We start from the raw sequence: 20,252 nt of genomic DNA, 5'->3' as shown, positions 1-20,252 counted from the left end.
GATCGGTATCCAGAAATACTGGCGCGTAAAATCAGAACGGGCCTACTTTTCTTCCGAGGAATTTTCCCTCGGTGGCACCATCAACAAGGGCGGCTTCACTTACCGATCCCAATACGGCACCGTCCCAAAACACTCCACGAAATAGTCGATCACCGTACGCACTTTCAACGACAATCTCCGGCTGCCCGGCCACAGTGCGGCAATCTGCTGGGGCTCCAGGGTGGTCGCCACTTCATATTCAGTCAGCACAGCCTGCAAACTGCCGGCGCGCAGGCTTTCGCCAATCAGCCAGGACGGAAACACCACCAGGCCCAGGCCCTGTTCGGCGGCGTGGGTCAGGGTGTCGGCGTGGTTGCCGGTAATCGGGCCCTTGACGCTGTAGGAGGTCCAGTCACTTTGGCCGCGCCGGAAGAACCAGCGTTGCTGGCCCGTGATGCCTTTGTAGGCCAGGCAGTGGTGGTCGACCAGTTCGTCGGGGTGGCGCGGCGTGCCGTGTTGCGCCAGGTAGGCGGGGCTGGCGGCGATGCGAAAGCGCTGGGGCGCGAAGATGCGTGCCTGCATACCCGAATCATTGAGCACGCCAATGCGAAACAGCAGGTCGGTGCCGTCTTGAAGTGGGTCGACGAAGGTATCGGTTTGCTGGATATCCAGTTGCAGCTTCGGGTAGCGCCGGCACAGTTGCCCCAACCACGGTGAAAGATGGCGCTGGCCGAATACCATCGGCGCGTTGATACGCACCAGCCCGCTGGGCTCACTGTCTTGTTCCTGCAGGGCTTGGTTCGCCGTTTCCAGCTGCTCCAATACCAGCCGCGCGTGACGCCCCAGCAGGCGCCCGGCTTCGGTGGGGCTTACGGCGCGGGTGTGGCGGTACAGCAATTGCTGGCCGAGGGCCTGTTCCATCAGTTGAATCTGCCGCGAAATGGAGGAGGGTGCCAGGCTTTCTCGGCGGGCCACTTCGGAAAAACTGCCATGGTCGAGCACGGCGACGAACAGGCGCAGCGCCTTGAAACTCAGCTCATTCAAACCCTGCATCATCTCTCCTGGCTGTGCGTGTTGCGCAAAGGTGTTGTTTGCATGCTCCCATTTATCGCACAGGACGGCCACCGGATAATGCGCGCCATGTTTTCTTTGTCGATGCGCAGGTGATCTATGCAGGCACGTTCTATCGAAGGTGTGGCGCAGGCCAGACCTAACAAAAATTTTCTGCGGTTGCTGTTGTTGCCGTTGGTGATCCTGGCGGGCATGGGCCTGTCGGTGGAGGCTGGCCTGCTCGGGCCACTGGGCGCGCAGGTCGGGCATTTGTGGGCGACTTTGAGCATCTTTGGCGTCGGCACCGCGATTCTCCTTCTACTGCTGCTGTTCAGCGGCCCGCAGAAGGGCCCGGCGTTCACCGAACTGCCGCGCTGGCAGTTGATTGGCGGGTTCCTGGGGCCGATGTACGTGGTGGTGTTGACGCTGGCCACGCCCCATATCGGTATCGCGATGACCATGATTGCGATCCTGTCCGGCCAGGTGGGCAAGAGTGTATTGATCGACCACTTCGGTTGGTTCGGCACGGCGCGCAAGCGCGTCAATGGCGAACGCTGGATTGCGCTGGCGTTGATTGTGGCGGCATTGGTCCTGATTGCACGAGGGTAAGACGATGAATCTGATTCTGTTATTGGTGGTGGTGATTGCGGCAGGGGCGGTGTTGAGTGTGCAGGCCGCGATCAATGGGCGCCTGGGCCAGACGGTAGGCGTATTGCGCAGCAGCCTGCTGACCTTTGCCGTCGGTGCGCTCACCACGGCGTTGTTGATATTTTTCTTCGAGCCGGCCCAGGCCGTCAGCCTGCTGGATGTGCCGAAATGGCAATTGACCGGCGCCTTGTTCGGCGTGGTGTACATGCTGGTGATGGTCGGCGCGGTGCCTGTGGTTGGCACGGCGGTCGCCACGGTGGCGGTGATTGTCGGGCAGTTGGGCATGGGCATGCTGATCGACAACTTTGGCTGGCTGGGCAACCCGGCGATCGAATTGTCGGGCAGCCGCATCGTGGCGATGCTGTGCCTGGCGCTGGCACTGGTGTTCATGTACCGCAGCAATACCCGGGCGGCCGACTGACGGCGCTGAACCTTGGCGCTCTGCGTGGAGTCACTGCTTAAGGTGTGGCGTTCGCTGCACCGGGACGACCATGAAGAAGGAGTCTGACCATGCCAGATAAAACCTGTGCTTGCCCACATTGCAAATGCGTACTGGGTGCCGATGCGATCATGAAGGACGGTAAGGGCTATTGCTGCCAGGGCTGTGCCGAGCATCATGCCCACGGTGAGCCCTGCGCCGCCGCGACCGGCTGCGAATGCGCCAAGTCGGCCCGCACCTGACGTGATCTACCTGCAGGCTCGGACATCCCGGGCCTGCCGGGTGAGTAAAAACAGTTCGCTTGTCGGCGGCCAGTCTTTACCATGGTCGCCTTTCCCTTGATTGACATATACCCGCCATGGCCCTGGCCGCGCCCCCCGACCTCAGTGATCAAGCCGTCCCAGTGCAGCCCCTGGCACGCACATACCCGCGTGGGTTGTATGTGGAGCCCCATCGCCATGATTGGGGCCAGTTGCTCTATGCGATGAGCGGCGTGATGTGGGTCGAGACGCCCCGTGAAGCCCTGATAGTTGCGCCGCAGCGCGCCGTGTGGTTGCCGCCGGGAGTCGAACACGGCATCCGTGTTGTCTCCGACTTGCAGATGCGCAACATCTACCTGCGCCCGGCGTTGGCGGCGACGCTGGACAGTCAGGTGCAGGTGATTGAGGTGGGCCGGTTATTGCGTGAATTGATCGTGACGTTAGTGGAGCAGGTCGATCACGCCGATGCCGGCTACTACGAGGCGCTCGTTGGCCTGGCCCTGTTGGAGCTGCAACGGGCACGCCGCTCGCAAATCCGTATCGTCATGCCGGTGGCGACTGATCGTCGGCTAAGCAGTGTATGCCGGGCGGTCATGGCTGCGCCGTCCCTGGACATCCCTTTCGAGCAGCACGCCGAAACTGTCGGTGCCAGCGTGCGCACCCTGGCGCGGTTGTTCCAGAACCACCTGGGCATGGGCTTCGCGCAGTGGCGGCGCCAAGTGCAGTTGGCGACGGCGGCGGCGGAACTGATCCAGGGCCGGTCGGTGAGCGGCATTGCTCGTGCCCTGGGGTATTCGCCCAGCAGTTTCAGCGACATGTTCCGCCGTGAACTGGGTGTATCGCCTTCGCAGTACGCGGGTTGGCCGAAATCCTGAAGCACTTGGCCGATGCCGAAGCCAGTCGCACCTTAAGCTGAGCCCATCAATCAACCGGGCGTAGTCACCATGAACTATCTGATTTCCTTGGCCATCGGCCTGTTTGTCGGCGTGATCTACGGCGCGCTGGGCTTTCGTTCGCCCGCACCGCCGGCCATTGCTCTGGTGGGGCTGATGGGCATGCTGCTCGGCGAACAGTTGTGGCCCATGGGGCGGCAGTTGGTCAGCGGTTGGTTGTCCTGATCCTTTTCTTCTTCGACGGATGCCTTTAATGAAAGCACTACAATTTAGCGCCAGTGGCGACCTCGCCGACCTGCGCCTGGTCGATGTTGCCACGCCCGTACCGTCTGCCGATGAAGTGCTGGTCCAGGTCAAAGCCGCCGGTCTGAACCCCAGCGATGTGAAAAACGTACTCGGCCGGTTTCCCTACACCACGCTGCCGCGCATTCCCGGACGTGATTTTGCCGGGGTGGTGGTCGAAGGTCCGCCAGCCTTGCTCGGTCAGGAAGTCTGGGGCACCGGTCGCGACCTGGGTTTTTTTGCTGACGGCTCCCATGCCCAATACCTTCGGGTATTGGCCACAGGCGTGGTGCCCAAGCCCGGTCACTTGAGCTTCACCCAGGCCGCGAGCCTTGGCGTGCCGTATACCACGGCCTGGGATGCGCTGGAACGCAGTGGTGTGGGCAAGGGCACGCGGTTGCTGGTGATCGGCGCCAATGGTGCCGTTGGCAGCGCGGCGTTGGCACTGGCGAAGCTTCGTGGTGCGCAGGTGCTGGCAGCGGTGCGTCGCCCTGATCAGGTGGATGTCTTACAGGCGCAAGGCGTGGAGGCGATTGCCCTGGGCCAACCGCAGGAACTGGGCGTACAAGTGCACGCCGTGTTCAAGGGCGGCGCCGAGGTGATCTTCGATACCAGCGGTTTCTGGCTGCCCGCTGCAGTGGCGGGGTTGGCGCCTTTCGGCCGTATCGCAATCATTGCCGCGCCGGTCGACGGCCACGTGCAACTGCCGGCTCTGGCGCTGTATCGCAAGGGGGGGACGGTGGTAGGCGTCAATTCGTTGCTCTATAGCTGTGAGCAATGTGCGGTGATGTTAGGGGCGTTCGGGCGGTTCTTTGATGAGGGGTTGTTGCCGTTGCCCACCGGCCTGCGCGAAGTGGCGTTGGCTGATGGAGTTGAGTGTTATGAGCAAGTGAACAGCGGCAGCCCGGACAAATTCATCCTGCTGCCGTGACATCGTCTCAAATGTGGGAGGGGGTAAGCCCCTCCCACTTCATATCTTTACTCGACCTCGGGTACGCCTTTTTCCCACGCCGACCACTGCTTCACAATCGCCTGCACCAGCGGGATGCCCGTGCGGTACAGGTTTTCCAGTGCCGGTACAAAGCCGCCCTGGTCCGCATACTTGAGCAAGTTGTCGACCTCGCTGTAACCCGGATAAGGCCGGTCAAAATCGGAGCCTGCGCGCACCACGGCCAGGCGCTGGATATCCACCAAACCTTCGCGGCTGGCCCGCAGCAGCGCTTCATAGGTGGAGTTGTCTTCCTGTTGGGTGGTGCAGTATTCGCCTTTATTGTCGGTGAGCAATTTGGTCCAGACTTCGGCGCGTTCGCTCAGGCGGGTGCCGGAAAACCAGGTATTGCCCGCCAGCGTGTCGCAGCGCGTGACTTGCGGCGGCTGGTTGGCCGGAGCGTCGGGATAGTGCTTGCGCCAGGCGGCGGATTCTTTGCTCTCGGTCAGCTCCACCTTGTGCGACAAGGCAAACGCCTTGGCTTGCAGCTTGGGGTTGAGCTCGAATACTTCGGTCTTGTAGTCCAGCGGTGGCTTTTCGTTGGGCCCCTTGGTGTTGATGCCGATATAACCGGTCGGCCAGTCCTTGGGCGCATCCCGTGAATCCAGCTCCCACTGGGTGCCGAACTCCACCAGGTAATGGGCCCAGGCGGCGGTGCCGATGGTGCCGTGCTTGGGGCTGATACCGGCGATACCGGCGATCAGGAAATAGCTCTGGCGCAGGTCGAATTTGGGCGACAAGGCCAGGGCCAGGGTCGACGCAGCGGCGTTGGTCTGGCCCATGCCGGTTACCAGCAGGCACACGTCCTGGGAGTTGCAGCGAATCACTGGGTATTCGGCAGACAGCCCTGGCACGCGTACTTCCTGCTTGAGTTCCAGGCGGTCGATCCAGGTTTGCGCCTCGGGGGCGAACATGGTGATCAACATCACCTTGGGCTTGATCGGTGCGGGGTTATCCGCCAGCACTACGTGGGGCAGCAGAGCGAGGCCGACGGCCAGCGAGATACGAGTCAGTGCGTTCATGTACAGCTCCTTGATCAGAATTGGTAACCCACGCCGGCGTAGTAACCCCAGCCATCAGAGCGGGCGCGGAAGTTGCCTTCGCCGAAATTCAACTCGCTGCCGTCTTCCCAGTTGCCACCGTTGTGAAAGTAGCGACCCACCAGGGTAAAGCGCAGGTGGGTGAACGCGTACAGCAACACGTTGGTAGCCACCAGGGAATTGGCGGTGCGCGCCGGGTTGTCCTTGTGCAGGTCCGAGCCGAAGTCGTAGTTGGTAAAGCCGATATAGGTCAGCGAAGCACCGTTGTCGAACTTGCCGATGGGCACGATGTACTTCATCTGCGCGCGGTAGCCATCCCAGGAATATTCATTGCTGGCGCCGTAGTTTTCCCACTGGTAGCGGCCATAAAAGTTGGCCGACAGGTTGACCCGCGAGTGGGTGTCGATATCGGTGCCCAGGCCGCTGTACAGGGTGTTGGCGCGGTTTTCCTTATGACTGCCGTGATCGTAAATCCAGTCGAAGGCCACATACCACTCCTTGAACGGGCCGATCGCCAGGCTGCGCCCTGCGAGGTAGTCGATGGAGATCCGCGGTTCATGCTCCATGAATACCGGCGAGCCATGGTCCCATACACCTTTGTCATTACTGTTACCGATGGTGAGGATCTTCGGCACGTCGATATAGCCGTACAGCTCAAAGGGCCCCTTGCGCCCGAAGTACTCGTACTCCAGGTAGACATCGTCCTGAGGCTTGGGGCCGAAGCTGATGTCTTTGCTGCCGATCAGCGTCAGGTCCTGGTTGAACCACTCCGACAGGTAAACGCCTTTTTTCGCCGGTGGGCTGGCCTCAGGGCTAAGGGTTTCGCCCTGGGCTGAATCATCGACGGGCTTTTGTTGCGCCAAAATGGGGCCACTGAGTACTCCCGTAACGGCGGCCAGTAGCAGGGAAACACCAAGGCAAGCACGAGGCTTAGAGGTGGGATGCATTGAAAGTCCTTATTCGTACACGGTTTAGCCCGATTCATCGGGTAGGGCTGAACTTGGCAGCCAAGTTCGTTCCGCAAACGTTTGCACAGGCTGTACCAACTTGTGTCAATGGCTTGAACTGTTTGGAAAAAATGCGAATTAGCCGACGCTTTGGTCAGAAATCAGCGAGCGATCCTGGCGATGGGATTGAATACACGCAGTGCAGTCTGCCGCCGGTATTCGCTCGGCGTCTGGTGCATTTCGATGCGAAAGTGGCGGTTGAAATTGGACAGGTTGGCGTAGCCCACTTCAAAGCAGATATCCGCCACCGACATCTGGCTTTGCAACAACAACCGGCAGGCACGTTGCACGCGGAACTTGCGCATCAGGTCGATAAAACCGTGGCCGGTGTTGCGCTTGAAAAAACGCGAGAAGCCCGGCTCGCTCATCTCCAATTGCCGCGCAATGTCCGATAGGCGCACGTCGCCGGTCAGTTCGCGCATCAGGTAATCGAAGGCTTTGTTGATGCGATCGGCACTGCGCGCATCCAGGGTGGGTGCGTAGTACGGGCTGGCCAGGGTCTTGGCCTGTGTGGGCGAGGCGTTCTTCAGGGTGTCGAGCAGCTGCAGGAACAGGGTCAGGCGTTGCAGGCCATGGGCGCTGCCGATGGCCTCCATCAGTCGTGCCGCACTCGCTGCTGCTTCGCCGCTGAATTCAAGGCCGCATCGCGCCCGTTCAAACAACGGTTGTAGATCGCCGAGCTCAGGCAGGGTGGTGCGCAGGGCGAGGAGGGCGGCGCCGTCGAACTGCAGCACCACGTCGCGGCCGCTCAGGTATTCGCCCGGCGCCAGGTCGCCGATCCAGTCGTGGGGCAGGTCAGGACCGATCAACGCGACATGACCGGCGCTGAACGCACCAATATAGTCGCCCGCCACCAGCTTGCCGCTGCCTTGGCGGATCAGGTGAATCTCGAACTCGGGGTGGTGGTTCCAGCGCGCCAGCTCATAGGGATAGTCATGTTCGAACCAGCGAAAACCATGCTCCGGTTCGGGCAGGATCACTTCAAGCTCCGCAGGGCGGTGCTCGAACGGGCTGGCGCGGCTGATGGGCATGGTGCTGCCTCTTGTCGTTGTGCAATGGACTCAAAATACGCGCACCGGCAATCAGTGTGCTACCCCGGTTTTGCCTTGCACTGGTACTTTTTTGATCCTGGGCTTGAGGTTAAAAAAGTATCAGCCGCGCAGTCGCCAGTCGTTTGTGAGGGCCAGGCCGAGCTGCTGTAATCGAGGCACGCCCACAAAAACAACAGGTGCAATGTGCCGGCGACCCGAACTCATTTTTACAGGACACCGCGATGAAACGACTCGAAGGTAAAAGCGCGTTGATCACCGGATCGGCGCGGGGTATCGGCCGAGCATTCGCCCAGGCCTATATTGCTGAAGGCGCTACCGTTGCCATTGCCGACATCAACCTGCAACGCGCCCAGGCCACCGCCGCCGAATTGGGCCCCCAGGCTTATGCCGTGGCGATGGACGTCACCGATCAAGCTTGCATCGACGCCGCCATCGCCGCGGTCGTGGCCCATGCCGGCAAGCTGGATATCCTGATCAACAATGCTGCGCTGTTCGACCTGGCACCTATTATCGACATTACCCGCGACAGCTTTGAGCGGCTGTTCTCGATCAACGTCGCCGGCACCCTGTTCACCCTACAAGCCGCGGCGCGGCAGATGATCAGCCAAGGCCATGGCGGCAAGATCATCAATATGGCCAGCCAGGCCGGACGACGGGGTGAGCCGTTGGTAGCCGTCTATTGTGCGACCAAGGCCGCGGTGATCAGCCTGACGCAGTCGGCGGGGTTGAACCTGATCAAGCAGGGCATCAACGTCAATGCCATCGCCCCGGGCGTAGTGGACGGCGAGCACTGGGACGCCGTTGATGCGCTGTTTGCCAGGCATGAGGGGCTGGCACCTGGCGAGAAGAAAAAGCGGGTAGGGGATGAGGTACCGTTCGGGCGCATGGGCACGGCGCAAGATCTGACTGGAATGGCGATCTTCCTTGCGTCGAAGGAAGCCGATTATGTGGTGGCCCAGACCTACAACGTGGATGGCGGCAACTGGATGAACTGAAGCCATGCACCGTTAAAAACATGGGAGGGGCGGTGCGACGATTCGACTTGTACCCATGGCGGTGTTGCCAGCCATCTATAAAGTGACTGACACTCCGTCACCTGGGGCCTGCCACCGGAGAATCACCATGACCCTTGCGAAAACCGCCATCGCCTCATTCGACGTCGACGCGCAGAAAAGCTTCACGCCTTTGTGCCCCAACGAATTGCCGGTGGTCGGTGGCGACCGCATTGGCGCCGAACTCAACTACATGGCCAGCCTCGCCGGTCATCGCATCGGCAGCAAGGACGCCCACACCCCGCACGCCCCCTGGGTGGTTGCGCAGCACAGCCAGATGTTGCAGCCCACTGGCCTTGCCCACGCCGATGTCACCTGGGTCAGCCACTGCGTGCCGGGTACCGAAGGCTTCACATTGCTCGACGAACTGCCAGCGCCTTATGACTATGACTACTTCATCTGGAAGGGCGTCGAACCCGACCTGCACCCTTATGGCGCCTGCTACCACGACCTGCACGACAAACTGTCCACCGGCGTCATCGAGTACCTCAAGGCCCGAGGGGTGGTGCGTGTGATCGTCGGCGGCCTGGCTTTGGACTACTGCGTCAAGACCACTGCGTTGCAGTTGCTCAAGGCCGGATTGCAAGTGGTCCTGCACCTGCCGGCGTGCCGCAGCATCAGCGAGGAGGGGGGTGTACAGGCGGTCAATGAGTTGCTCAAGGCGGGGGCTGTCATCAGTAGCACCCGCGATGAACTGGCCGCGATTGCGCAGCGCTCAAGCCTCAACGCTCAATCGAGCGACTCCACCGCGCATTCCATTCCGGCCTCGCCTGGTTAACCTGGTCCCAGTCAATTGAAATCGCCGTCTGCAAGTAACCCTGCATGGCTTCCACCCGTGCCCGGGTCTTTTCGGTGGTGGGCGTTGTCGGGTTCGACGGGATCTGGTCGCCGTCCTCCAGCGCCGGCGCCTGGGCCTCGGCGGTCAGCAAGAACGCTGCGAGTTTCTGCGCCAGTTCCGGCTGGTCATTGCGGGCGATCACGCATTCGGCCACGTTGAGAACCACCGCGCCTTCCTTGGGCTGCGCATATTCCATGGGTATGCCCAACAGCTTCTGCGTGGCGACCTGGGTCGGCGTCAGGGGGAAGAGTGCGGCTTCGTCGGTTTGCACCATCTCGGAGATCTTCGCGGAGCTGGCGATGTATTCCAGTACGTTGGGGCCGACGCTCGTAGGCCAGGCTTTGAAGCCCGGTTCTACATTGGTTTCATCGCCACCCTGTATGCGGTTGAACATCAGGAAACCGTGCAGGCCAAAGGTGGAGGAGGCCAGGGACTGGAACACCACTTTGTCCTTGAAACGCGGGTCGGCCAGGTCCATCCACGAGGTGGGTGCGGACCAGCCCTTGTCCTTGAACATCTTGGCGTTGTAACCCAGGCCGGTGACGCCCAGTGTTACGGCCACGGCTTCGTCCTTGATTCTGGCCTTGGCCGGGATCTGCTCCAGGGTCGGGCTTGGCGCGAGCTTGTCGCACAGGCCCATGGAGATCGCGCGGTACATGATGCCGTCGTCGAGGAACATGACGTGCATCTGCGGGTTGGCCTTGTTGGCCTGGACCTTGGCAAGGATGTCCGAGGAGGTGCCGGGTACGATCACCACCTTGACGTTGTTGGCTTTCTCGAAGGCGGGCAGCACCTTGTCGGCGTACACCCGTTCCATGGTACCGCCGTTCATGCCCAGATACAGCGTGGGGGCGGCATGGGCGGTGCCGGTGAGCAAGGCGAGGGACAAGCAGGATAAAGCGATGCGTGAGTGCATGGATGTTTTTCCTCTCAGGCTTGGAAACGACGGATGGAAAACGCTTCGATGGGTTGGCGGCTGGCCCCTGCGCAGACAATCTCTGCCAGGGCTTCGCCGACTGCGGGGCCGAGCTGGAACCCGGCGCCGGCGAAGCCGAAACCGTGGAGCAGGCCAGGTTGGGTGCTGCTGGGGCCGATCACCGGTTCGTGATCGGGCAAGTAACCTTCGGTGCCGCTCCAGGTCCGGATCGCCTGGGCACCCTTGAGAAATGGATAGAGTTCGCTGGCATTGCGCAGAATTTCCAGCAGCGCGGCCTGACCTGGCCTGGCTTGCTGTGGGCCGAGGGCAAAGCCGCGACCGCCGCCGAGGATGCAGTTGCCCCTGGCGACTTGCCGCGCATAGATCCCTCCGCCCTCGACACCGGTACTGACAGTCATCACCACCGGCAGTGGTTCGGTGACCAGCATCGCCGGGTGCGCCGAGGTAATCGGTACCGGCTCGTCAAACTGTGCAGCGACACTGCCGGCCCAGGCACCGGCGCAGTTGAGCAGCCAGGGGGCTTGCAGATGCAAGCCATTGGCACAGTGCACCTGGAACTGTTGGCTGTTGTGCTCGATGCCGATCACTTCGGCTTGCTCGTACACCTCGGCGCCGTGGCGTAGGGCGGCACGGGCGAAGGCAGGGGCCACTAGTCGCGGGTTGGCATGTCCGTCTTCCGGGCACAAGGAGGCACCCACTGCCACGTCGCCCACCCAGGGGAAACGCCCGCGCAACTCAGTGCGATCCAACAGCTGCAAGCCCAGGTCGAAGCCACGGGTTTGTTCGGCATACGCATGCAGCGCAGCAAAATCTACCGGGCTGCGCGCCAGCTTCAAATGCCCGCAGCGCACGTACTCGCCACTAATGCCAATCAAGCCTGGCAAGTCGGCCCACAGTTGATGGGCGCGCTGGGACAACGGTAACTGATGCAAGGGCCGGCCCTGGCGGCGCACGCCGCCATAATTGACGCCGCTGGAGTGCGAGCCACAAAAATCCCGTTCCACCAGCGCCACCCGCTGGCCTTTTCGCGCGAGTGTCAAAGCTGCCGAAGCGCCGACGATCCCGCCGCCCAGGACGATGACGTCGATCATGGTTGCCCCTCCACGCCAAACGGCAGCGGCTTGATCGGCGCTTGGCCTCGCAGGCGTCCGACTTGTTCGATGCCACGCCCGCTGCGCTGGGCGACAATTTCCGCCGTCGCCAACCCGCACATCCGTCCCTGGCAGCGGCCCATGCCAATGCGGCAATGGGCTTTGACCCGATTTATTTCCCAGTGACCCTCATCCACTACTGCCCGCACTTCACCGACGCTGACCTCTTCGCAGCGGCACAGAATCAGTTCGTCGGGGGCTTGCACAGCCCATTGTTCGGGGAAAGGGAACGCGGTTTCCAGGCCCTGACGAAAGCCCTGGATCCTCGCCAACTGCTTCTGCAGCGTATCCTGGCGGTGCTGATCGACCGTAATGCCGGCATCCTCCAGCAGCGCCAACGCCGCATATTCGCCAGCCATCTGCGCCGCATCCGCGCCCATGATCCCTGCGCCATCGCCAGCCAGATACACCGCCTCGACGCTGCTGCGCCCAGCGCAGTCCCGCTGCGGCAACCAGGCGCGGTTGAGATTATTCCAGGCAAAGTCACAGCCGAGTAAATCCGCTAGTTGCGTTTCGCTGCGCAGGGCATGCGCGAAGGCCACCGCATCGCATTCCAGCGTCTGTTCGCCCCAGCGAATGCCGTGGACCCGTTGCTCTCCATCGATCTGCGACAGTGTTGCGCCCTGATGCACGGCAATCCCATGGGCCGTCAGCCAAGCACGGTAATACAAACCCTTTGCCAGGGTCGCCGGTTGCCTGAGCAGCGCCGGTAATGCGCGACATTGGGCACTGAACGGCGCACTGTCGAGCACGGCCAACACCTTGGCGCCCGCCTGGGCATATTGATAAGCGACGAGATAGAGCAGTGGTCCGGAACCACAAAACACTACGCGTTCGCCAATTGCGCAGCCCTGGTACTTCAAGGCGATTTGCGCCGCGCCCAGGCTGTAGACGCCTGGCAAGGTCCAGCCCGGCACCGGCAGGATACGGTCGGTGGCGCCGGTGGCGACAATGATGCGCGAATACTCAACGCTGTCGATGCGACCGCTGGTGAGCAGGTCGAGACGGTTGTCCTCGGCGTTCCATACCAGGGTTTGCGGCCGGTAGTCGATCAACGGCGCAAGCTCGTCCATGATGCGATGCACGGTCTGCGCCTTGCTCGCTTCAAAGCCGTAGAGTTGTTTGGCCGAGCGCTGGAAGTTTGCCGGTTGGCGCCGATATATCTGCCCGCCGTCGCGCAGGTTCTCATCGATCAAGCAGGGTTTTATGCCGTGATCGAGCAGCGTACGTGCGGCAGCGATGCCCGCTGGGCCTGCGCCTACAATTGCCACGGGCTTCATGGCAGCCGTCCTGGATCGCGGCTGATCGCGTGACCTTCTTCGAGCAACGTCGAGCAGGCCCGTACGCGTCGCCCATCGGCAAGCCGCACCCAACAGTCCTGGCACGCACCCATCAGGCAAAAACCGGCGCGGCGTTCGGCGCTGAAATCGCTGCCGCGCAGATGGTCGGCGCAGGTCAGCATGGCAGTCAGCAAGGTATCGCCGAGCAGCCCGGTGGCCGGCTGCCCATCAAGGGTGAACGCCAGGGCTGGGCGCTGGGTTTCGGTCAGTCGCTTGAACAGCGCCATCAGTGTTTCCCCACCAGTACACGGTCCAGGCCGTAGACCCGATCGAGCAGAATCATGGTCGCTGCGGTGAGTGCAATCACCAGCGCCGATACCGCCGCCATCATTGGATCGATGGACTCAGTGGCATACACGTACATGCGCACCGGCAGGGTTTGTGTGGCAGGTGAACTGACGAAGATTGACAGGGTCACCTCATCGAAACTGTTGATGAACGCCAGCAACCAACCACCGGCCACCCCAGGCAAAATCATCGGCAAGGTGATTTGCCGGAACAACGTAAAGCGCCCGGCTCCGAGGGATTCGGCGGCCTGCTCGGCACTGCGATCAATCCCGATCGCTGCCGCCAGCACCAGGCGCAGTACATAGGGAGTGATGATCACCACGTGCGCCAGCATCAGCCAGGTAAAGCTGCCATTAACACCCATCAACGCAAACAGGCGCAGCATCGCCACGCCCAGCACCAGGTGCGGGATGATGATCGGCGACAGAAACAGTGCACTGAAAAAGTTACGCCCGGGGAACGTATAGCGACTGATCGCCAAAGCCGCCGGTACCGCGATCAAGGTCGCCAGGGACGCGGCGGTAAACGCCAGGATCAGGCTGTTATAGAAGGCCTGGATGAAGTCGGCGCGTTCGAATACGGCGCGAAACCAGCGCAGGGAAAAGCCCGATGTGGGCAGGCTCAAGGTGTTTTCCGGGGTGAACGCCACCAGGCACACCACCACCAGCGGCGCCATCATGAACAGCACCACCAAACCATGGAAACCGAGGGCCAAAGGACCGTTTCTGGACATGCGCTTAAACCCCCAGGGACTTTTTATAGCGGCCTTCGACCATTCGGTTCCAGCTCAGCATGATCAGTAGATTGACCAACAGCAGCACCACCGCGATAGTCGCGCCCATGGGCCAGTTGAGTTCCGAGAGGTATTGGTCATACACCACAGTGGCGACCATTTTCAGACGTCGCCCGCCCAGCAGCCCTGGGATTGCGAATGAACTGGCGGCCAGGCCGAACACGATCAAGGTGCCGGACAGCACACCGGGCATCACTTGCGGCAACACGATCTTGCGCATCACCGTGGCCTGGCTTGCGCCCAGCGACAGCGCCGCTTGTTCCGCCGAGGGGTCGAGCTTTTGCAGGGAGGTCCATACCGGGATGATCATGAACGGCAGCATTACGTGCACCAGCGCGATGATCACGGCGAACGGCGTATACAGCAGCTTCACCGGGCGCCCGCCGATGGCCTGGATCACTTGGTTGACCAGGCCATCGGCGCCGAGCAGCAAGCTCCAGCCAAACGCGCGTACCACCACGGAAATCAGAAGCGGTGTGAGGATCAGGATCAGGAAGACCGACCGCCACGGCGTACCCATACGGCTGAGGATGTACGCCTCCGGTACCCCGATCAGCACGCACAGCAACGTTACCAGCGCACTGATCCAGAAGGTGCGCCAGAAGATCTCGTAGAAATAGGCATCGCTCAACAATGCCAGGTAGTGGGCCAGGGTCCACTGATCGGCCTTTACACCCACCTGGTAATCGAACACGTTGAAGGACAGTACCAGCGTCAAGGCCAATGGCAAGATCAGTAACCCGCCAAACAGCACCAATGCCGGTAACGAGAGCAGGTAGCCGCGCCTCATGGGTGCACCTCATCGGCCGCCAGTACCCGCAGCAAATCCGCTTGCCATTGCAGGCCCACTGCCGCGCCGTTGCAAAGCGGTGCGCTGCCATCGTTGCCGCGCACCACGGTAATTTCGCCAAGGGGGGTATGGATGCGATACAGCCATTGGCTGCCGAAAAAGTAGCGGTCGAGCACCTGGCCTTGCACGCGGCCTGAACCTGCTTGTACCAATTGGATCTTTTCCGGACGCAGGCTCAGGGTCAGTTGGCCAGCGCCGCCCTGGTGACGCACTTGGGGGACACCGAGCGCGTCGTAGTCGCCGGCCAGCAGGTTGGCCTTGCCGACAAAGTCAGAGATGAAGCGCGTGCGCGGGTGTTCATAGAGTTTGTACGGCGCGTCGATCTGGGTCACGCGCCCGGCCTGCATCACGACCACGCGATCGCTGATGGAGAGCGCTTCGCCCTGGTCATGGGTGACCATTAAGGTGGTGATGCCCACCGCACATTGAATGCGGCGGATCTCGAACTGCATCTCTTCACGCAGGTTGGCGTCAAGGTTGGACAACGGTTCATCCAACAGCAGAACCGGTGGCTCGATCACCAATGCACGGGCCAGCGCGACGCGTTGGCGTTGGCCGCCGGAGAGTTCCCGAGGGTAGCGTTCGGCATGGGGGGCCAGACGCACCAGTTCGAGTACGGTCTTGACAAGGCTTGCGATCTCGGCGGCCGGTACCTTGCGCATCTTCAAGCCGAAGGCGACGTTGTCGCGCACGCTCATATGGGGAAACAGCGCATAGCTTTGGAACACCACGCCCAGGCCACGACTGGCAGGCTTGGCGCGGGTGATGTCGCGGCCATCGAGCAGGATCTGGCCGCTGCTCACCTCGACAAAGCCGGCGATCATTTGCAGGGTGGTGGTCTTGCCGCAGCCCGAAGGACCAAGCAGGGAAACGAATTCACCTTTTTCCACCGCGAGGTCGGTGGCAACTACTGCATCAACGGCGCCGTAGCGTTTACTCAAGGCGTTGAGTTGGAGAAATGCCATGTCTGCGTTCCACCTTTTATTCCGCCGCGCCGAAGCGCGCTTTTTTGTTTTGGGCAGATGCGAAAAGAGTGTTGCCGGTGCGTTGACGCTCGATCTTGAGTCGGCTGCCAGTTGTTGTTCGTTTCGCCCCTGTGGACGCAGATTAGAGCGAAGACTAGGATGGGCGGAAGATGGGATTTCATTCAGCGGACTACTATTTTAAGATTTATTCACTGAGCAGAATTTATGTTGATATCGAGTGATACAGATTCCATTCAGCGGAATAGTAGCGGCAAGGAAGTCGGTGCTGGTGGCGTATCCCGCGTGTTTGCCTTACTACGCGCTCTGGGTGAAGTGCCCGAGGGAGGCGAACGTGTCACCCAGCTCGCCCAACGCGTTGGCCTCTCCCAGCCCACCACTCACCGCTTGCTACGCAGCCTGATGGATGAAGGCATGGTCGAGCAGGATGCGCGCAGTAAACGCTATCGCCTGAGCCTGGAGTTCTTTGCGTTGGCGGCCAATGCCGGCAAGACTGGCAACCTGCGCGATCTGGTGCGCCCAAGCCTGTTGCGCCTGAGTGCATCGTTGGGAGATTCGCTGTTCCTGCTGGCTCGCAGCGGCTTCGACGCCATTTGCCTGGACCGCAGCGAAGGCCCGTATCCGATTCGTACCTTCACCGGTGATATCGGCGGGCGCGTAGCCCTGGGGGTAGGGCAGGGCAGCCTGGCAATTCTGGCCTTTCTGCCGCAGGAAGAGCGCGAGACGGTCATCCGCTACAACCTGCCACGGCTCAAGGATTTTCATTTGTATGACGAAGTGCTGCTGCGCTCCGAAGTTGAGAACGTTCGCAATTTGGGCTACGCGGCACGCAACACCGGGGTGCTGGAAGGTATGGCGGGGTTGGCAGTGCCGATCCTCAACCGCGAGGGGCATGCGGTCGCAGCGTTGAGTGTGGCGACCATCAGTGACCGCCTGGGGCCAAGCCGATTGCCGATGGTGGTGGAGTTGCTCAAGCGCGAAGCTGCAGCAATCGGGCCACGCATCAACCCGTTCGACCCTACGTTGCGCAGGCCGTCGCAAACGTTTGGTGGATGAGTGATCTTTGCTAAAACGCATTAGCATTGGATCCACTTACGGTATAACCCTGCGACGCTTTCGTTATTCGAGGTCCCATTTTTCATGCTGACCCCTTTGCAACGCCCGCTGTGGCAGATCTACCTGATCTTTCTGGCACCGATGGTGCTGTCCAATTTTCTGCAAAGCTTTTCCGGCACCCTCAACGGTATCTATGTCGGGCAAATGCTCGGCACCCAGGCTTTGGCGGCGGTGTCGGGGATGTTCCCCATCGTGTTTTTCTTTATCGCCCTGGTGATCGGCCTGGGGGCGGGCGCCTCAGTGTTGATCGGCCAGGCGTGGGGTGCCCAGGAGACGGGGCTGGTCAAGGTGATTACCGGCGCCACCCTGACGTTGGGCGCCCTGGTGGGCCTGATTGCCGCGGTGCTGGGCAGCCTGTTTGCGCGCCCGGCCTTGCAGGCATTGGGTACGCCGCTGGATGTGCTCGACGATGCGGTGGGCTATGCCCAGATGATGATGTTGATCATGCCGCTGTTGCTGGTGTTCATCCTCTATACCCAATTGCTGCGTGGGGTGAGCGATACGATTTCACCGTTGCTGGCGTTAATGGTTTCGACCCTGGTGGGCTTGCTGCTCACGCCAGCGCTGATTCGCGGCTGGATCGGCCTGCCGCCCCTTGGCATCCAGAGTGCGGTTTACGCAGGTTTGGTGGCTAACGCCTTGGCGATGCTGTTCCTGGTGCTGCGCCTGCGGCATAAAAACCATGTGATGGCACCGGATCGCGAGCTGCTCGCGGCTTTACGCCTGGACCGCGTCATCCTCGGTAAAGTGCTGCGCATCGGCCTGCCGACAGGCTTGCAGATGGTGGTGTTGTCGTTGTCGGAATTGGTCATCCTGGCCCTGGTCAATAGCCACGGCTCCCAGGCCACGGCGGCTTATGGCGCGGTGACGCAGATCGTCAACTACGTCCAGTTCCCGGCGCTGTCGATTGCCATCACCGCCTCGATCCTCGGTGCCCAGGCGATCGGCGCCGGGCGCCTGGAGCGCATCGGGTCGATCCTGCGCACGGGGTTGGTGATCAACCTGTGCCTGACCGGGGGCCTGATTGTGCTCGGTTATGGGTTGTCGCACTGGTTGCTGGGGCTGTTCATCACTGACGACAGCGCCCGGATCAGAGCCGAACACCTGCTGCACATCATGCTCTGGAGCATCCTGGTGTTCGGCTTCCAGGCGGTGATCGGCGGCATCATGCGCGCCAGCGGCGTGGTGCTGATGCCGGTGGCAATCTCGATTTTCTGCGTGCTTTGCGTGGAGCTGCCGATGGCTTATCTGTTCAACGCACACTTCGGGCTGGAGGGGGTGTGGATGGCGTTCCCGGTGACCTACCTGGCAATGCTGGTATTGCAGACCGCGTATTACCGGCTGGTATGGCGGCATAAGCAGATCAAGCGGTTGGTTTGAGGCTGAGCCCGCGCAGTAACACCTCCAGGCCCTGCAAGCCTTCCTCCAGCCGCGCGCTCGGGTGTGCATCTCGGGCGATCCACAACGCCGTGTTGACCAGGCTGCCGTTGATCAACTGCGCCAGTGCCTGGCTGGGTGCCGGCTCCACCCATCCGGCTTGCATCAGGGCCTCCAAGAGTTGGCGCAACGACTCAACGCAGTGGTGTTGTGAGCCGGTATCCCCCAGCACCGCTGGCGCATCCTGCAACACAATGCGCTGGATTTCCGGATCCTGGGCCATGCGCAGATAAGCTCGGCAGCGTTCGCAAAACCCGCTCCAGGGCTCTATGGCCTGCGCGCTGATGCGTTGCAAGTGCTCGTCCATCTCGCTGTCGAGCTGGGCGACTACGGCTGCCAGCAAGCCTTTTTTGTCACCAAAGTGATGGTACAACGCACCGCGCGTCAGCCCGGCTTGAGCGGTAAAGTCATCCATCGAGGTATGGGCATAGCCTTGGGTGGCGAATGCCCGGCGCGCACTTGCGATCAGGCGGGCGCGAGTCTCTTCGATCATTTCGGCACGGGCTCGGCTCATGGAAGTCTCATTGGTTGGTGATTGACATACGGTGCGTATGCGAAGCATGATCCCTCACATACGCACCGTATGTATTCTGCCCGGATCGCTTCAGATAGCAAGGCCGCGGCTTGAGCAAGAGGTTACGCAGGATGGCAAACCCTTACGCCGAATTATTCCAGGTCCCAGGCGCCCGAGCCTTTGTGCTCGCAGGCATGTTGGCGCGCATGCCAATCTCGATGACCGGTATCGGCCTGATCACCATGCTCGCCCAAGTCCATGGCGGTTATGGGCTGGCGGGGTCGGTGGCGGCGGTGTTTGCCCTGGCCACGGCGTTTTGTGCGCCGCAAGTGTCGCGTTGGGTGGACCGCTACGGCCAGGGCAAGGTCCTGCCGATAGCCGCACTGATCGGCGGCGGGGCGCTATTGATGTTGTTGCTGTGTACGCGTTTGCAGGCACCAAGCTGGACGCTGTTCCTGTTCGCTGCGCTGGCCGGCTGCATGCCCAATATGTCCGCCATGGTGCGTGCGCGCTGGACCGAGTTGTACCGCGGCCAGCCCAGGCTGCAAACCGCGTTTGCTCTGGAGTCGGTGCTGGATGAGGTGTGCTTTATTATCGGCCCACCCATTTCTGTGGGCCTGAGCGTAGTGCTGTTCCCCGAAGCCGGCCCTTTGGTGGCGGCATTGTTACTAGCGGTCGGCGTCACCACCTTTGTAATGCAGCGGCAAACCGAGCCACCCATACACGAGCACCACGGCGCGCATGGCCGCTGGCTGATCGCTTCCCCTGCGGTTTTGATTCTGATGACCTTGCTGCTGGCCATGGGCGTGATCGTCGGCGTGGTGGACGTGGTCAGTGTGGCGTTCGCCCAGCATCAGGGCCAGCCGGCGGCGGCGAGTATTGTGCTGTCGGTGTACGCCATCGGTTCGTGCCTGGCCGGGCTGGCTTTCGGTGCCCTCAAGCTCAAGGCGCCGTTGCCGCGTCAGTTCCTGTTCTGCGGTGTGGCCACGGCGTTGACTACCTTGCCCTTGTTGCTGGTGAGCAACATCCCCGGCCTGGCCGTCGCCATATTTATCTCCGGCCTGTTCTTTGCGCCCACCTTGATCGTGTCGATGGCCATGGTCGAGCAGATCGTTGCGCCCAGCCGTCTTACCGAAGGCATGACCTGGTTGATCACCGGGCTGAGCATCGGCGTTGCTATCGGCGCCGCCAGCTCTGGTTGGATGATCGATCATTTCGGCGCTGCCAGTGGGTTCCGGGTGGCGTTGGCGGCGGGGGCGGTGGTGTTGTTGGCCGCATGGTTGGGGTATCGGCGGTTGGGCTGAGTGCCGGCTTG

At 61.5% G+C, this 20,252-nt stretch carries 23 protein-coding genes; 11 read left to right on the top strand and 12 right to left on the bottom strand.

The window, feature by feature from the left end; genetic code table 11:
* Positions 1-99: 99 nt before the first annotated feature.
* Positions 100-1,032, bottom strand: a complete 933-nt coding sequence (locus E4O98_RS16795) for a LysR family transcriptional regulator (RefSeq protein WP_103735378.1) — start codon at positions 1,030-1,032, stop codon at positions 100-102.
* 117 nt (positions 1,033-1,149) lie between these two features.
* Between E4O98_RS16795 and E4O98_RS16790 the strand changes: the two genes are divergently transcribed.
* From E4O98_RS16790 to E4O98_RS16765, 6 genes are all read left to right on the top strand, one after another.
* Positions 1,150-1,638, top strand: coding sequence for a DMT family transporter (locus tag E4O98_RS16790; protein ID WP_078821085.1), 489 nt, complete (start codon positions 1,150-1,152; stop codon positions 1,636-1,638).
* Between the two features lie 4 nt (positions 1,639-1,642).
* Positions 1,643-2,098, top strand: a complete 456-nt coding sequence (locus E4O98_RS16785) for a DMT family transporter (protein WP_032876352.1) — start codon at positions 1,643-1,645, stop codon at positions 2,096-2,098.
* Positions 2,099-2,187: 89 nt separating this feature from the next.
* Complete coding sequence (locus E4O98_RS16780) at positions 2,188-2,358, top strand: metallothionein (RefSeq protein WP_032803483.1); 171 nt, start codon at positions 2,188-2,190, stop codon at positions 2,356-2,358.
* Between the two features lie 116 nt (positions 2,359-2,474).
* Positions 2,475-3,251 (top strand): helix-turn-helix transcriptional regulator, encoded by a 777-nt coding sequence (locus tag E4O98_RS16775; RefSeq protein WP_103735379.1) that lies wholly within the window; start codon positions 2,475-2,477, stop codon positions 3,249-3,251.
* Positions 3,252-3,320: 69 nt separating this feature from the next.
* A complete protein-coding gene (locus E4O98_RS16770) occupies positions 3,321-3,494 on the top strand; it encodes a DUF1427 family protein (RefSeq protein ID WP_005787598.1) in 174 nt (57 codons plus the stop codon).
* Between the two features lie 28 nt (positions 3,495-3,522).
* Complete coding sequence (locus E4O98_RS16765; protein ID WP_032876348.1) at positions 3,523-4,482, top strand: zinc-binding alcohol dehydrogenase family protein; 960 nt, start codon at positions 3,523-3,525, stop codon at positions 4,480-4,482.
* Positions 4,483-4,529: 47 nt separating this feature from the next.
* Here E4O98_RS16765 and E4O98_RS16760 read toward each other — a convergent pair whose 3' ends face one another.
* The 3 genes from E4O98_RS16760 to E4O98_RS16750 all read right to left on the bottom strand — a co-directional run bounded on the left by E4O98_RS16760 (position 4,530) and on the right by E4O98_RS16750 (position 7,617).
* Positions 4,530-5,561 carry a purine nucleoside permease gene (locus tag E4O98_RS16760; protein WP_248135743.1) on the bottom strand — a complete coding sequence of 344 codons (1,032 nt, stop codon included), beginning with the start codon at positions 5,559-5,561 and terminating at the stop codon, positions 4,530-4,532.
* Positions 5,562-5,575: 14 nt separating this feature from the next.
* On the bottom strand, positions 5,576-6,526 hold the full coding sequence (locus E4O98_RS16755; protein ID WP_005787604.1) for a nucleoside-specific channel-forming protein Tsx: 951 nt from the start codon (positions 6,524-6,526) through the stop codon (positions 5,576-5,578).
* Between the two features lie 161 nt (positions 6,527-6,687).
* Positions 6,688-7,617 (bottom strand): AraC family transcriptional regulator, encoded by a 930-nt coding sequence (locus E4O98_RS16750; protein ID WP_248135742.1) that lies wholly within the window; start codon positions 7,615-7,617, stop codon positions 6,688-6,690.
* 242 nt (positions 7,618-7,859) lie between these two features.
* Between E4O98_RS16750 and E4O98_RS16745 the strand changes: the two genes are divergently transcribed.
* Positions 7,860-8,633 carry an L-iditol 2-dehydrogenase gene (locus E4O98_RS16745; protein ID WP_032876342.1) on the top strand — a complete coding sequence of 258 codons (774 nt, stop codon included), beginning with the start codon at positions 7,860-7,862 and terminating at the stop codon, positions 8,631-8,633.
* Between the two features lie 127 nt (positions 8,634-8,760).
* Positions 8,761-9,468, top strand: coding sequence for a nicotinamidase (locus E4O98_RS16740; RefSeq protein ID WP_228309748.1), 708 nt, complete (start codon positions 8,761-8,763; stop codon positions 9,466-9,468).
* On the opposite strand, the gene E4O98_RS16735 is transcribed toward E4O98_RS16740, so the two are convergent.
* The 7 genes from E4O98_RS16735 to E4O98_RS16705 are packed head-to-tail and all read right to left on the bottom strand — an operon-like array spanning position 9,413 to position 15,852.
* Positions 9,413-10,444: an ABC transporter substrate-binding protein gene (locus tag E4O98_RS16735; RefSeq protein ID WP_032876340.1), complete on the bottom strand. Its 1,032-nt coding sequence runs from the start codon at positions 10,442-10,444 to the stop codon at positions 9,413-9,415. The genes E4O98_RS16740 and E4O98_RS16735 overlap by 56 nt on opposite strands.
* A gap of 14 nt (positions 10,445-10,458) precedes the next feature.
* Positions 10,459-11,556, bottom strand: coding sequence for an FAD-dependent oxidoreductase (locus E4O98_RS16730; protein WP_223018659.1), 1,098 nt, complete (start codon positions 11,554-11,556; stop codon positions 10,459-10,461).
* Positions 11,553-12,896: an NAD(P)/FAD-dependent oxidoreductase gene (locus E4O98_RS16725; protein WP_148854194.1), complete on the bottom strand. Its 1,344-nt coding sequence runs from the start codon at positions 12,894-12,896 to the stop codon at positions 11,553-11,555. The genes E4O98_RS16730 and E4O98_RS16725 overlap by 4 nt, the downstream gene beginning before the upstream one ends.
* The gene (locus E4O98_RS16720; RefSeq protein WP_148854195.1) at positions 12,893-13,183 is read right to left on the bottom strand and encodes a (2Fe-2S)-binding protein; all 291 of its coding nucleotides are present in this window, start codon (positions 13,181-13,183) and stop codon (positions 12,893-12,895) included. The genes E4O98_RS16725 and E4O98_RS16720 overlap by 4 nt, the downstream gene beginning before the upstream one ends.
* Positions 13,183-13,977 (bottom strand): ABC transporter permease, encoded by a 795-nt coding sequence (locus E4O98_RS16715; RefSeq protein WP_005787620.1) that lies wholly within the window; start codon positions 13,975-13,977, stop codon positions 13,183-13,185. Before E4O98_RS16715 ends, E4O98_RS16720 begins: the two co-directional genes overlap by 1 nt.
* Before the next feature lie 4 nt (positions 13,978-13,981).
* Positions 13,982-14,827 (bottom strand): ABC transporter permease, encoded by an 846-nt coding sequence (locus tag E4O98_RS16710; protein ID WP_032876335.1) that lies wholly within the window; start codon positions 14,825-14,827, stop codon positions 13,982-13,984.
* Positions 14,824-15,852, bottom strand: a complete 1,029-nt coding sequence (locus E4O98_RS16705; RefSeq protein ID WP_032876332.1) for an ABC transporter ATP-binding protein — start codon at positions 15,850-15,852, stop codon at positions 14,824-14,826. Before E4O98_RS16705 ends, E4O98_RS16710 begins: the two co-directional genes overlap by 4 nt.
* A gap of 225 nt (positions 15,853-16,077) precedes the next feature.
* Between E4O98_RS16705 and E4O98_RS16700 the strand changes: the two genes are divergently transcribed.
* Together E4O98_RS16700 and E4O98_RS16695 are read left to right on the top strand one after the other, a co-directional pair.
* Positions 16,078-16,926, top strand: a complete 849-nt coding sequence (locus E4O98_RS16700; protein ID WP_248135741.1) for an IclR family transcriptional regulator — start codon at positions 16,078-16,080, stop codon at positions 16,924-16,926.
* 84 nt (positions 16,927-17,010) lie between these two features.
* A complete protein-coding gene (locus E4O98_RS16695) occupies positions 17,011-18,366 on the top strand; it encodes an MATE family efflux transporter (RefSeq protein ID WP_248128376.1) in 1,356 nt (451 codons plus the stop codon).
* Here E4O98_RS16695 and E4O98_RS16690 read toward each other — a convergent pair.
* Positions 18,350-18,937, bottom strand: coding sequence for a TetR/AcrR family transcriptional regulator (locus tag E4O98_RS16690; RefSeq protein ID WP_032876325.1), 588 nt, complete (start codon positions 18,935-18,937; stop codon positions 18,350-18,352). The genes E4O98_RS16695 and E4O98_RS16690 overlap by 17 nt on opposite strands.
* Before the next feature lie 131 nt (positions 18,938-19,068).
* On the opposite strand from E4O98_RS16690, the gene E4O98_RS16685 reads away from it, so the two are divergent.
* A complete protein-coding gene (locus tag E4O98_RS16685; protein WP_032876322.1) occupies positions 19,069-20,241 on the top strand; it encodes an MFS transporter in 1,173 nt (390 codons plus the stop codon).
* Positions 20,242-20,252: the final 11 nt, after the last annotated feature.

The organism is Pseudomonas sp. W2Jun17 (assembly GCF_023127795.1).
In the GTDB taxonomy this organism is placed as follows: Bacteria; Pseudomonadota; Gammaproteobacteria; order Pseudomonadales; family Pseudomonadaceae; genus Aquipseudomonas; species Aquipseudomonas synxantha_A.
This window is presented reverse-complemented; position numbering and strand designations above follow the sequence as displayed.